This is a genomic window from Streptomyces sp. NPDC028907, assembly GCF_055564995.1.
The window spans coordinates 538,674-551,389 of record NZ_JBVHVE010000006.1 but is presented as its reverse complement, the minus strand read 5'-3'; the positions used below and the strand labels follow the sequence as shown (position 1 = coordinate 551,389).

At 71.0% G+C, this 12,716-nt stretch carries 13 protein-coding genes; 6 read left to right on the top strand and 7 right to left on the bottom strand.

Annotated features, from left to right (window positions below):
* Positions 1-71 precede the first annotated feature (71 nt).
* On the top strand, positions 72-1,358 hold the full coding sequence (locus ACZ4UU_RS21605; RefSeq protein ID WP_471904980.1) for an acetyl-CoA C-acetyltransferase: 1,287 nt from the start codon (positions 72-74) through the stop codon (positions 1,356-1,358).
* A 257-nt stretch (positions 1,359-1,615) separates the two neighbouring features.
* The gene (locus tag ACZ4UU_RS21600; protein WP_471904979.1) at positions 1,616-3,544 is read left to right on the top strand and encodes an AMP-dependent synthetase/ligase; all 1,929 of its coding nucleotides are present in this window, start codon (positions 1,616-1,618) and stop codon (positions 3,542-3,544) included.
* 53 nt (positions 3,545-3,597) lie between these two features.
* On the opposite strand, the gene ACZ4UU_RS21595 is transcribed toward ACZ4UU_RS21600, so the two are convergent.
* The 4 genes from ACZ4UU_RS21595 to ACZ4UU_RS21580 all read right to left on the bottom strand — a co-directional run bounded on the left by ACZ4UU_RS21595 (position 3,598) and on the right by ACZ4UU_RS21580 (position 6,409).
* Positions 3,598-4,593 (bottom strand): CU044_5270 family protein, encoded by a 996-nt coding sequence (locus ACZ4UU_RS21595; RefSeq protein ID WP_471904978.1) that lies wholly within the window; start codon positions 4,591-4,593, stop codon positions 3,598-3,600.
* On the bottom strand, positions 4,586-5,203 hold the full coding sequence (locus tag ACZ4UU_RS21590; protein ID WP_471904977.1) for an RNA polymerase sigma factor: 618 nt from the start codon (positions 5,201-5,203) through the stop codon (positions 4,586-4,588). Before ACZ4UU_RS21590 ends, ACZ4UU_RS21595 begins: the two co-directional genes overlap by 8 nt.
* A gap of 91 nt (positions 5,204-5,294) precedes the next feature.
* Positions 5,295-5,549, bottom strand: coding sequence for a DUF397 domain-containing protein (locus ACZ4UU_RS21585; protein WP_471904976.1), 255 nt, complete (start codon positions 5,547-5,549; stop codon positions 5,295-5,297).
* Positions 5,546-6,409, bottom strand: a complete 864-nt coding sequence (locus tag ACZ4UU_RS21580) for a helix-turn-helix domain-containing protein (protein WP_471904975.1) — start codon at positions 6,407-6,409, stop codon at positions 5,546-5,548. Before ACZ4UU_RS21580 ends, ACZ4UU_RS21585 begins: the two co-directional genes overlap by 4 nt.
* A 132-nt stretch (positions 6,410-6,541) precedes the next feature.
* On the opposite strand from ACZ4UU_RS21580, the gene ACZ4UU_RS21575 reads away from it, so the two are divergent.
* Both ACZ4UU_RS21575 and ACZ4UU_RS21570 read left to right on the top strand, forming a co-directional pair.
* Entirely contained in the window at positions 6,542-7,018 is a 477-nt protein-coding gene (locus tag ACZ4UU_RS21575) for an ATP-binding protein (protein ID WP_471904974.1), read from the top strand.
* Positions 7,019-7,138: 120 nt separating this feature from the next.
* Positions 7,139-8,236: a sugar ABC transporter substrate-binding protein gene (locus ACZ4UU_RS21570; protein WP_471905098.1), complete on the top strand. Its 1,098-nt coding sequence runs from the start codon at positions 7,139-7,141 to the stop codon at positions 8,234-8,236.
* On the opposite strand, the gene ACZ4UU_RS21565 is transcribed toward ACZ4UU_RS21570, so the two are convergent.
* Entirely contained in the window at positions 8,233-9,192 is a 960-nt protein-coding gene (locus ACZ4UU_RS21565; protein WP_471904973.1) for a LysR family transcriptional regulator, read from the bottom strand. The two genes, ACZ4UU_RS21570 and ACZ4UU_RS21565, sit on opposite strands and share 4 nt — an antisense overlap.
* Before the next feature lie 195 nt (positions 9,193-9,387).
* Here ACZ4UU_RS21565 and ACZ4UU_RS21560 point away from each other — a divergent pair, with 195 nt between their 5' ends.
* Both ACZ4UU_RS21560 and kstD read left to right on the top strand, forming a co-directional pair.
* Complete coding sequence (locus tag ACZ4UU_RS21560; protein WP_471904972.1) at positions 9,388-10,011, top strand: DUF6817 domain-containing protein; 624 nt, start codon at positions 9,388-9,390, stop codon at positions 10,009-10,011.
* On the top strand, positions 10,001-11,770 hold the full coding sequence (kstD, locus tag ACZ4UU_RS21555; protein WP_471904971.1) for a 3-oxosteroid 1-dehydrogenase: 1,770 nt from the start codon (positions 10,001-10,003) through the stop codon (positions 11,768-11,770). The genes ACZ4UU_RS21560 and kstD overlap by 11 nt, the downstream gene beginning before the upstream one ends.
* Here the strand turns inward: kstD and ACZ4UU_RS21550 are convergent.
* Complete coding sequence (locus ACZ4UU_RS21550; RefSeq protein ID WP_471904970.1) at positions 11,767-12,438, bottom strand: class I SAM-dependent methyltransferase; 672 nt, start codon at positions 12,436-12,438, stop codon at positions 11,767-11,769. The two genes, kstD and ACZ4UU_RS21550, sit on opposite strands and share 4 nt — an antisense overlap.
* 28 nt (positions 12,439-12,466) lie before the next feature.
* Complete coding sequence (locus tag ACZ4UU_RS21545; protein ID WP_471904969.1) at positions 12,467-12,709, bottom strand: glycine zipper domain-containing protein; 243 nt, start codon at positions 12,707-12,709, stop codon at positions 12,467-12,469.
* Between the last annotated feature and the right edge of the window lie 7 nt (positions 12,710-12,716).

Below are 12,716 nucleotides of genomic sequence, written 5' to 3'. Positions count from 1 at the left end.
GCTGCTCCGGTGCTGACTCCGGAGTAAGGTTACCCGAGGTAAGCCCATGGTGACGTGAGGAGTGGGTGGAGATGAGCCCCGTGAAACCACCGTCGGTACGGCGCGTCGCGATCATCGGCGGCACCCGGATCCCGTTCGCCCGCTCCGACGGGCCGTATGCCACCGCCTCCAACCAGGACATGCTCACGGCCGTGGTCGACGGCCTGGTCGAGCGGTACGGGCTCGGCGATCCGGGCGCGGTCGGCGAGTTCGTCGCCGGGGCCGTCCTCAAGCACAGCCGTGACTTCAACCTCGCCCGCGAGACGGTACTCGGCTCGAAGCTGGACGCGCGTACTCCCGCTTACGACATCCAGCAGGCCTGCGGCACCGGTCTCCAGGCCGTCATCGCCGCCGCCAACAAGATCGCGCTCGGCCAGATGGAGTCGGTGGTCGCGGGAGGTGCGGACACGACGAGCGACGCGCCCCTCGGCGTCAACGACGAGCTGCGCCGCATCCTGCTCCAGGCGCGGCGGGCCAAGTCGCTGGGCGGGCGGATCAAGGCGCTCGCGCGCGTACGGCCCACCCACCTCGTCCCCGACATCCCGCGCAACGCCGAGCCCCGCACCAAGCTCTCGATGGGCGAGCACGCGGCCGTCACCGCCCGCGCCTGGGGCATCGCCCGCGAGGCCCAGGACGAGCTCGCGGCGACCAGTCACCAGCGGCTGGCGGCGGCGTACGAACGCGGCTTCTTCGAGGATCTGGTCGTCCCCTTCCGGGGGCTGGCGCGCGATCAGAACCTGCGCCCCGGGTCGACGCCGGAGAAACTGGCCGCGCTGAAGCCGGTGTTCGGGCTGGACCGGCCCGGCCCCACCATGACGGCGGGCAACTCGACGCCGCTGACGGACGGGGCGGCGGTCGTGCTGCTGGCGAGCGAGGAGTGGGCCGAGCGGCGGGGGCTGGAACCGCTGGCGTACCTCACCGCGTACGAGACGGCCGCGGTGGACTTCGTACGGGGCGATGTCGCGGGCGGCGAGGACGGGTTGCTGATGGCGCCCGCGTACGCGGTGCCGCGCATGCTGGAGCGGACCGAACTCGGCCTCGCCGACTTCGACTTCGTCGAGATCCACGAGGCCTTCGCGTCCCAGGTGCTGGCCACGCTTGCGGCATGGGAGAAGCGCGGGCTCGGCCCCGTGGACCGCGCCCGCCTGAACGTGAACGGATCCTCCCTGGCCACCGGCCACCCCTTCGCCGCGACCGGGGCGCGGATCGTGGCGACGCTGGCGAAGTCGCTGGCGGAGAAGGGCGGCTCGGGACGCGGGCTGATCTCCGTCTGCGCGGCCGGCGGACAGGGCGTGACCGCGGTTGTGGAGCGCGGGTGACGGCTGTGAGCGAGTGAAGGTAAGGAGAAGGTGAGGCGAAGCTGAGGGGGCCTCACATAACCCCCGACGTTGCACATACCCGGCCCCGTACCGCCGCCGAACCCGCACAACCCCCACACGCGAGAGCCGTACGATCTCCTGCCTAACCAGCGGTAACCCTTTCCGCAGGCCTCCGCAGGTGAACGCCACGGTGCGCGAGGCACGTACGTCATGCAGCAAGCAGTTTCGTCGCTGCACGCCCGCCGCAGGAGCCGCCCGTGTCCACCCCGCTTCCCTCGTTCGCCCCGTCGGCCGCCTTCGACGACGCTCCGGGACCGCACCTGGTGCAACCCGAGACCCGGCGACTGGACGGTGCCGTACGGGAGGCGTACGTACCGCCGTTCGCGCCGCCGGTGACCCATGGGTCGCTCGCGGACCTGCCGTTCGACAACGCGGCGGCGGCCCCGGACGCGGTGGTTCTCAGCCGCCGTGGCGCGGACGGGCGGTGGTCGGACGTGACGGCGGCGCAGTTCGCCGAGCAGGTGCAGGCGGTGGCCAAGGGGCTGGTCGCCGAGGGGCTGACGCCGGGCGACCGGATCGCGATCATGGCGCGTACGACGTACGAGTGGACGCTGCTGGACTTCGGCGCCTGGGCGGCCGGTCTCGTCACGGTCCCCGTCTACCCCACCTCGTCCGCCTTCCAGACCCGCTGGATCCTCCAGGACTCGGGCGCCGTGGCCCTGGTCACGGAGACCGCGGCCCAGGCGGCCGCCCTCGGCCCCGAAATGGACCGCGTGCCCGACCTGCGCCACATGTGGGTGATGGAGAAGGGCCATGTGGAGCGGCTGGCGGAGCACGGCAGGCAGCAGCCGGACGGGGAGGTGAGCATACGGCGCGGCATGCTGGTGCCGGACACGCTGGCGACGCTCATCTACACCTCGGGCACCACCGGCCGGCCCAAGGGCTGCGCGCTGACGCACGGTAATTTCTTCGCGGAGGTCGACAACGCGATCGAGCTCCTCTACCCGATCTTCAAGGCGAGGACGAGCGAAGAGGCCTCGGTGCTGCTCTTCCTCCCCATGTCGCACGTCTTCGGCCGCATGGTGGCGGTGGCCTGCATCCGGGCCAGGGTCCGCCTCGGCCACGCGCCCAGCCTCAAGGCGGAGGACCTGCTGCCGGACCTCGCGGCGTTCCGGCCCACCTGCCTCCTCACCATCCCCTACATGCTGGAGAAGGTCTTCAACTCCGCCCGTGCCAAGGCCGAGGCGGGCGGCCGGGTGTCGTCGTTCGACCGTGCGGCGTCCGTGGCCGAGCGCTACGGCGAGGCGCTGGAGGCCCGAGCGGCCGGCACGGGAGGCGGCCCCAACGCGGCGCTCAGGACCGCCCGCGCCTTCTACGACCCGCTGGTCTACCGCCGTATCCGCAACGCCATGGGCGGCCGGGTGCGGTACGCGATCTGCGGCGGCTCACCGCTCGGCCGCCGCCTCGCCGCCTTCTACACCGGCGCGGGCATCGAGATCTACGAGGGCTACGGCCTGACCGAGACGACCGGCGCCGCGACCGTCACCCCGCCCCTGAAGCCCCGCCTGGGCACGGTGGGCTGGCCCCTGCCCGGCACCCGCGTCCGTATCGCCGCGGACGGCGAGATCCTCATCGCCGGAGACCAGGTGCTGCGCGGCTACTGGGACCCGTCGGCGGGCGGCGTGGTCCCGGCGGCGGCGGACGGCTGGCTGTCGACGGGCGACATCGGCGCCCTCGACGACGAGGGATACCTCACGATCACCGGCCGCAAGAAGGAACTCCTGATCACCGCGGGCGGCAAGAGCGTCGCCCCGGCGCCCCTGGAGAACTGGCTGCGCTCGCATCCCCTGATCTCCCAGTGCATGGTCCTGGGCGACCGCCGCCCCTACGTCTCCGCCCTGATCACCCTGGACATGGACGGCGTGGGCCACTGGCGCCGGATGAACGGCAAACACCCCGTCCCCGCCGAACTCCTCGTGCATGACGACGAGTTGAGGGCCATCCTCCAGCGCGCGATCGACGAGGCCAACAAACTCGTCTCCCGCCCCGAGTCCATCCGCCGCTTCGCGATCCTCCCGGCGGACTTCACCGAGGCGGCCGGCCATCTGACGCCGTCCATGAAGCTGCGCAGGGAAGCGGTCATGCGGGACTTCGCGGCGGTGGTCGAGGGGCTGTACGAGAAGTAGACGCGCCCTGAGGTCCGAGGGGCGGCCTCGGCGAGACCGCCCCTGGCCGGCCGTCAGCCCGAGTGTCCGCGAGCCTGGGGGCGCTGCCTCAAGCGGTCGACGATCGTCCAGTCCACCACGTGCGACAGCTGGATGTAGGTCTTCTTCCCGGAACGCGAGGTCCGCTCGGCGCGGAAGCCCAGGAATTCATGGGACTCCGGGTCGAAGATGAGGTAATTGCCCTTGTCGTGGGCTTCCTCAGGGTAGGAGATCCCCACACCGGCGCGCCCGGCGGAGTCCTCCATCCCCGGGGTCACCTTGACCCCGGGCACCAGTGCGAGAGCCTCGTACGCGGCAGGCCGCAGTGCCTCGGGCAGCACCGGCCACTTCAGGAGCTCGCCGAGCAGGAAGTAGGCGAAGTACCAGTCCGACGCGGTGAAGTCGTCGATCGGCTTGCCGGACGTGCCGACGCCGATGATGACCGAGATGAGCCTCTCCGGGTCGGTGGGCAGCTTCTTCAGCTTGCTCCACTCCCGAGGCGGCCACACGTTCTCCTTCTCCCCCATGGGCTCCTCCCAGATCACCCGGCCGAGCTCCATGGTCAAAGATCGCTTGGTGCCGTCCACCGAGTCCCAGTTCTCGTCCACATAGGTCTTGACCGCGCCGGTCTTCGTCTCCGTTTCCTTGATGATCCGCTTCGAGTAGATGAACTGGTCGTCGCGCGGCGCCACGGGCTTCTCGTGCTTGGTCGCCCACGCCGCCGCCCCGTTCAGCACCGTCACGGCGGCGGCGTTGCGCATCCGCGGGGCGTTCGTGCCCGCGCGGTCGGTGCGGCCGCCCTCGTCGGCGCCGTCCGCGGTGATCACTACCGCCGTGCCCGTAACCGCCAAGGTGACCACCGCGGCCGTCGCGAGGCGCAGCGCGTAGCGGCGGCTGGGCGCGGCAGCCGGGTGCCGATCCGTACGCGCAATCGTGTTGAGCAGTCGGTGGCGGGCCTGTGCTCGGGTCGCTTCGGTGAGCGGGGCCGCGTCCGCGTTCCAGTCCCGCAGGAGTTCGAGTTCGTCAGTCATGGCCGGATGCCTCTCGCAGTGTCGTCGGATCGGATCCGCCCAACGCTTCGCGCAGTTTGCTGCGAGCCCGGTGCAGCCGTGATCTGACCGTGCCGATGGGGACACCGAGGGCCTGGGCCACCTCCTCGTAGCCGAGACCGCCCCACGCCACCAGCAGCAGCACGTCCCGGTGCCGCGCGGGCAGTGCGGCCAGTGCCGCCGCCAGCTCGCGGCGTACGGCCTGTGCCCCTACCCGGGCCGCGGCCCGGTCGGCAAGCGGCTCCTCGTGGTCGGCGGGAGCCGGGACGCGGGCCAGGGCCTTGAACCGGCGGGCCTCGGCCCGCCGGTGCCGGCCGACCAGGTTGGTCGCTATGCCGAACAGCCAGGGCCCGGCGTCGTCGCCCGTGGCCCGCGAGGGGTCGTACCGGTGCCGCAGCCGGAAAGCAGTGGTGAAGGTCTCCGCCATGAGGTCGTCGGCCGACTCGCCGCCGAGCCTACGGGCCAGATATCGGTGTACCGCATCCGCGTGCCGGTCGAAGAGCACGGCGAACGCCTCGGGCTCATCCCGGGACCGTGCAATGACCGAGGCATCGCTCTCCGCCCCCGTGCGGACGCCTGGCTCGACGGTCATCGGGGCTCCTCTCGTGCTGTGGAACGCTTCGAAGGCTTGGGCTTTCATCTCTCCTTCGCCCGTCGCCTCCGACGAGTTCCATCGCAGCGGCCTAGCCCCGCTCGGCGACCAACCCCCCAGACAGGAAGGCCGACCAGCTGGCGGTGGAGACGGCGAGCCGAGGGCCGGTGGGGTGCTTGGAGTCGCGGACGTGGATGGTGTGGGGGCAGGTGGCGACCTCCACGCATTCGCCGCCCTCACCGCCGCTGTACGTCGACTTGCGCCAGGTGTAGGCGACTTCGAGGCAGTCGCCGCCCTCACCGCCGCTGTAGCTGGACTTGAACCAGTCGAGTCCGTCGGTGTTCACAGTTCCCCCAGCTTCTTCTCGATCAAGGCGCGGGACTCCAAGGGATTGAGGGCCAGCGCCCGCATGATCCCATAGCGCTCGGCGAGCTTCCGCACCTCCTCGGTGTCAGTGATAAGCCTCGGATAGCCCTGTACCTCCGTATAGCCCACCTGGGCATGCTTCTGAGGCGTCAACAAGGTGAATGCGCCGTCCATGTTGGGGTGTTCCGCGCACCCTGTCGGCATGACCTGCAGCTCGACGTTCCGTAGGTCCCCGACCCGCAGCAGACGCTCCAACTGCTTGGCGAAGACGGCCTTCCCGCCGATCGGCCGGTCCAGGATGACCTCCTCCAGCACGTAGCTGATGACCGGCAGGGGCTGGCGATCGAGGACCTGCTGTCGGGACAGCCGGTCCGAAACCCGCCTCTCGATGGCTTCTTCGCTCAGCAGCGGGCGCCGCTTGACGAGGACGGCGTGCGCGTAGTCCGCGGTCTGGAGTAGCCCCGGGACGCCTTGGTTGGCGTAGAAGTGCAGCTCAACCGCCTCCGCCTCCAACGCCGCGTAACTCCGGTACCACTCCGGATGCCGAGTCCGCCGCTTCGACATCGCCCGCTCGACGTCCTCGATCGCATCCGTCAACAGCCCACCGGCATCGAGGACTTCATCCGCCTTCTCCAGGAACTCGGGCCGCGGCACCCGCACGCCCCGCTCCATCGCCCCGATCTGATCGGGCCCGTACCCGACCATCACGCCGAACTCCTTCTGCGTCAGCCCCGCCCGCTCGCGCAGCCGCCGCAACATCTTGCCCATCGTGCTGAACAGCTCGATGGTCCCGTCGGCCTCCGCCGGGGTCTCCGGCCTCCGCTCCCGCTCGTCCTTCATCCGTGTCCCCGTCCTCACGTCGTTGTGGTCACGGCCGACCGCCCGACTTCACACGCCTCGCAGCCGTACTGCTACACAGAGTCGCGCAGTCTCCCCTGGTCAGCGTAGATACAACCGGCCACTCTCAGTGACGTGAACGCCGAAATCACCACCCCCACAGCCACCCCCACCTTCACCCAACGCCTCAGCGCCACCCCCCGAGGCGCCCGCCTCGCCAGACGCCTCGCCGCCCATCAACTCGCCGCCTGGGGCCACCCGTACGACAGCGACGCGAACCACACCGCGCAGCAACTCGTCGCCGAGCTCGCCGCGAACGCCGTCACCCATGGCCGCGTCCCGGGACGTGACTTCGAGCTGCGGCTGATTCTTCTCACGGAGCAAACCCTGCGCATCGAGGTCAGCGACGCTCGCGGTGACCGCCGGCTCCGCTTCGTCGCCGACCCCGACGCCGAGGGCGGACGAGGCCTGCTTCTCGTCGCTATCCTCGCTCTGACCTGGGGAGTTGCCGATCGGGACGTCGGTAAGACGGTGTGGGCGGAGGTCGCTCTCAAGGACGCCTTGACCGTGACCGTGGAAAACGGTTGCCGTCTCGTTACGGCAACACCTTGACGTGACATGACGTATCCGCGTTGGCTACCGCCAACCCCGGGTTGCAAACGCCGCTCCTCCGCTCGGAAGGCACCACCAGTGAACGTCCGTACCGCCCACACCCCCGCCGTCTGGCGCCGCATGGGCACAGCTCTCGCCGCCTCCGTCTCAGCACTGTCGCTCACGGCATGCGGTGTCCTCGACGGTGTCGGGAGCGATGACAGCTCCGCGGCGCCGAAGAAGGGCGACGACATCACGGTGGGCCTTCTGCTGCCCGACACGGACACGGCACGCTTCGAGAAGTTCGACTACCCGCTCATCAAGAAGGAGGTCGGCGCCCTCACCGACGGCAAGGGCAAGGTCCAGTACGCCAACGCCGAAGCGAGCCCGGACAGACAGAGCCAGCAGTTCCAGAAGATGATCGAGGACCAGGTGGACGTGATCCTGGTCGACGCGCTGGACGCCAAGGCCATCGCATCGGACGTGCGGAAGGCCAAGGACGCGGGCATTCCGGTCATCGCCTACGACCGGCTCGCGGAGGGCCCGATCGACGCCTACGTCTCCCACGACAACGAGCTCGTCGGCGAGGTGCAGGGCCGCGCGCTGGTCGAGGAGCTCGGTCCGAAGGCCGCGTCCAGCAAGGTCGTCATGATGAACGGCGACCCCGCCGACCCGAACACGGCCCGGTTCAAGAAGGGCGCGCTCGACGAGCTCGAGGGCGAGGTGAACATCGTCAAGCGGTACGACACCGACAAGTGGTCGCCCGAGGTGGCCGAGGCGAACATGAAGAAGGCGATCGCCTCCGTCGGGCTGAACAACATCGCCGCGGTCTACTCGGCCAACGACGGCATGGCGGGCGCCGTCATCGACGCGCTCAAGGAGGCGGGCGCGAGCAAGATACCGCCGGTGACCGGGCAGGACGCGAACCTGGAAGCGGTGCAGCGGATCGTCGCGGGTGAGCAGTTCATGACCGTGTACAAGTCCTTCCTGCTGGAGGCGAACAACGCCGCGAAGATGGCCGTGTACAAGGTCCAGGGCCGCGACATCGAGTTCGACGCGCTGACCCAGGACTCGGTCGACAGCCCGACCGACGAGGGCATCCCCGCCCAGCTGGTGCCGGTGGTCGCCCTCACGAAGGGCAACATCGAGGAGACGGTCATCCAGGACGGCGTCTACACCGTCAAGGACATCTGCACCCCCGAGTACGCGGCCGACTGCGCGGCGATCGGCCTGAACTAGGGCCTGTCGTTCGGAGCATGCCGACCTGAGCTGCCCGGTTTCCGGGAGCCGCCCGAGCCGCCCGCCGCCCTGCGACGGCTCTCCACCAGGTCCGCGAACGCCCGGGCAGGTGGGCTGAGCGCGTCCCAGCGGCGGACCGCCCAGCCCACGGGCAGCGGGCGCAGGGCGGGCAGCGGGATCAGACGCAGGTCGCCGTCGTCGCCGGGGACGGGCAGCCCCGGCAGCGCGGGCAGCACCGCCCGGCCGACCCCCAGCTCGGCCAGCAGCAGCGCCGTGTCCCAGTCGGCGACGCTCGTGTCGTGCCCGAGACGGACGCCCAGCTCCGCGCAGGCGGCGTCCAGATGAGCCGCCGAGGCGGAGTTCGGCGGCAGCCGGATCAGCCGTACGTCACGCAGGTCGGCGGCGACATCGACGTACGGCCGCCGCGCGAGCGGATCGTCGGCCCGCACCGCCAGCACCCAGGGCAGCTCCACCACCGGCCGCTGTTCGATGCCGCGGACCGGTGGGCCGAGGGTGATCCAGGCCAGGTCGAGCGTGCCGTCGGCCAGCGCGTCGAAGCTTCCCCGGCCCGAGCTGACCGTGCGGAACTCCAGGTTGACCTGGGGATGCCGCCGCCGGTACGCCACGACCGCCTCCGACATGAAGTGCCGTACGGTCGTGGCCCCGGTCGCCACCCGCACGTACCCGCTCTCCCCGTCGACGAGGTCCCGCAGCTGCCGTACCGCCAGATCCAGCCCGGATATCCCCTCGGCGGCGGCCGCCTCCAGCACGCGCCCCGCCTGGGTCGGCACGACCCCTCTGGGCTGCCGCTCCAGCAGCGCGACGCCGGTCTCCCGCTCCAGCCGCTTCACATGCTGGCTCACGGCCGACTGGGTGCACCCCAGCTCCCGGGCCACCGAACTCAGGCTTCCGGCACGGCACACGGCCACGAACACACGCAGGTCGTCGAGGGTCATGACCCTTAAGTTAATGCTTGGGTACAGCGACAAATCCCAAGGATTGACTGGGCTTTGACCGATGGACGACCATTCTCGACGGGCCCGGGCGGCAACCCGCTCCCCGTCCTCGCCGGTGTCCGGACCAAGGCGGGGAGGGAGCGGGTGCCGACCCAAGACGACCGCCCAGAGCGCCTGGCGCCGAAAGGACGGCACGTGTCGACTCCCACCGCTCAGGCACAGTCCCTGCTGGAGGAACTCGGCGCCGCGAGCATCCCGCACCCCGGCGGCACCCTCCTCGCCCACCTGCTCCGCGTGCACTCCCGCCTCGCCCGCTGGAACGCCCGCCCCGCCCTGCGACTCGCCGGACTCTGCCACGCGTTCTACGGCACCGACGGCTTCCCGAAGGCCCTGCTCCCTCTCGACCGCCGCGGTGAACTGGCGGCGGCGATCGGGGCGGAGGCGGAGTCGGTCGTGTACTTCTACGCCGCCTGCGACCGCGAGGCCACCTATCCGACCCTCGTGGAACAGGCGCCCGGCTTCCGTGATCGCTTCACGGGCCGCTCCCACACCCCGGACACCCGTCTCCGCCGCGACCTGGCCGAGCTCACCGCCGCCAACGAACTCGACCTCGCCGACCACGACCCCGCCTTCCGTGAGCGGTACGGCGCCGGCCTGCTCGCCCTGTTCCAGCGCTGGCGGCCGCTGCTGAGCCGGGAGGCCTGGAGCGAGTGTCCGACCCTTGACTTCACAGGACGGTCGCGCGACATTCACATTTCTGACATGGCGTCAGGAAAGTCGGATGACACCCCAGGCGGGAGCGGCACCCATGACCACTGACGCGCACCCCTCGCGAAGACACGTACTGGCCGCGGGAGCCGCGAGCACCGCCGCGGCACTCGGCGTCGTGGGCACCACCCAACAGACCGCCCGCGGCGCCGACTTACCCCTCCTCGGCACCTACGACGTCGTCGTGATCGGCTCGGGGGCCGCCGGCATGACCGCCGCTCTCACCGCCGCCCGGCAGGGCCTGAGCTGTGTGGTGCTGGAGAAGGCGCCCACCTTCGGCGGGTCCGCCGCGCGTTCCGGCGCCGGGATCTGGATCCCGAACAACCCGGTGATCCTCGCGGCCGGGGTGCCGGACACGCCCTCGAAGGCCGCCGAGTACCTCGCCGCGGTCGTCGGCCCGGACGTCCCGGTGGAGCGGCAGCGCGCGTTTCTCGCCCACGGCCCGGCGACGCTCTCCTTCGTCATGGCCCACAGCCCTCTCCGCTTCCGCTGGATGGAGGGCTACAGCGACTACTACCCCGAGCTGCCCGGCGGCCTCCCGAACGGTCGCTCCGTAGAGCCCGACCAGCTCGACGGCAACCTCCTCGGCGCCGAACTGGCCCGTCTGAACCCGCCGTACATGGACCTGCCCGCCGGCATGGTCGTCTTCAGCGCCGACTACAAGTGGCTGGCCCTGGCCGCGGTGAACGCCAAGGGGGCCGCGGTGGCGGCGGAATGTCTGGCGCGGGGCACGGCCGCGGCACTGCGCGGGGAGAAGCCGCTGACCATGGGGCAGTCGCTGGCGGCCGGGCTACGGCTGGGGCTGCGCTCGGCCGGTGTGCCGGTGTGGCTCGACACTGCGCTCACCGACCTGTACGTCGAGGGCGGCGCCGTGAGCGGGGCGGTCGTCGCCCGGGACGGCGCGCCCGGCCTGGTCCGCGCCCGGCGGGGCGTGATCGTCGGCTCGGGCGGCTTCGAGCACAACGCGGCGATGCGCGAGCGCTACCAGCGTCAGCCCATCGGCACGGGCTGGACGGTCGGCGCGAAGGAGAACACCGGCGACGGCATCCGGGCCGGCCACCGGCTCGGCGCCGCCCTCGGCCTCATGGACGACGCCTGGTGGGGCCCCGCGATCCCGCTGCCCGGCGGGCCGTACTTCTGCCTGTCCGAACGCACCCTCCCAGGCGGCCTGTTGGTCAACGCGGCCGGGTCCCGGTTCGTCAACGAGGCCGCCCCCTACAGCGACGTCGTCCACACCATGTACGACGTCCACGACACGAACCCCGCCATCCCGTCCTGGCTGATCGTCGACCAGAACTACCGGAACCGCTACCTCTTCAAGGACGTCCTGCCGACCCTGCCCTTCCCGGCCGGCTGGTACGACTCCGGTGCCGCGCACAAGGCCTGGACCCTGGACGCGCTCGCCACCTCCATCGGCGTCCCGGCGACGGCCCTGCGCACCACCGTGGACCGCTTCAACTCCCAGGCCTGGCGCGGCAAGGACCCCGACTTCCACCGGGGCGACAGCGCCTACGACCACTACTACACGGACCCGTCCGTCCTCCCGAACTCCTGCCTGGCCCCCCTCTGGCTCCCGCCCTACTACGCCCTCCGCATCGTCCCCGGCGACCTCGGCACCAAGGGCGGCCTCGTCACCGACGCCCGCGCCCGCGTGCTGCGCGAGGACGGCTCGGTGATCCGGGGCCTGTACGCCGCCGGAAACGCGAGCGCAGCCGTCATGGGGCACAGCTACGCGGGCGCGGGCTCGACGATCGGCCCGGCGATGACGTTCGGGTACATCGCGGCGCGGGACATCGCCGGGAGCCTCTAGTCAGTCCGGGCGGGCTTCCGGGTGATCAGGAAGGCCTGTGGGGACGTCTCGTCGAGCGCGGGGTCGGGTTCGCGGACCGTGCGGGAGACCAGGGCGAAGCCGGCCGCCGTCAACAGGTCGGCCATGTCCTCCGGCCGGCGACGCTGGAAGGTGAGCGCGACCGGGTGGCCCCAGGGCTGGTCGTAGTGCCGGTGTTCGTCGCCGGCCTGGAAGGCGACGAACAGGGGCGCGCCCGGCGCCAGCACGCGGTGGAACTCGGCGAAGAGGGCCGGGAGCCGGTCCACGGGGGTGTGGATGGAGGAGTAGAAGGACAGGGCACCGGCCAGCGCGCCGTCCGCGAGGTCCAGGTCCAGCATCGAGCCCTGCTCGAAACGGAGCTGGGGGTTCTCGCGACGGGCGATCGCGAGCATGGACTCCGACAGGTCGAGCCCGAACACGTTCAGCCCCAGTGCGGCGAGGCGCCCGGTCGTGCGGCCCGGACCGCACCCCAGGTCGGCCACCAGCCCGTCCCCGCCGGCTCCGCTCTCCTCGACGAGTTCGGCGAACACGCTCAGCAGCGCCCGCTCCAGCGGGCGGTTCGCGAGCTCGTCCTGGAAGAGCGTCGCGTAGTCCTCGGCGACGGCGTCGTAGAAGGTGCGGGTGGTGGTCAGAAAGTCGGAGTCGGCCATGGCCGGGGACCTTAGCGAAGAGGTGCGGCTACTCGCCTGCGTCTTCCTGCTCCCCGGCCCGCATCCGGCCAACGCCGACCCCGGTGCCGACGGCGATGCCCATGCACATCCCCAGCGACAGCCCTAGGGCCAGGTTGTCGAAGACGGTCACCCCCAGGACAAGGCCGATGCTCACGCCGAGGCTGAGTCCGACGGACATCCCCATCGCCAGCTTGTTGCCCGCGGCGCTCCCGCCGCTCTCCCCGTGGTTGTTCTCATCATCGCTGGTCACCCGGCAA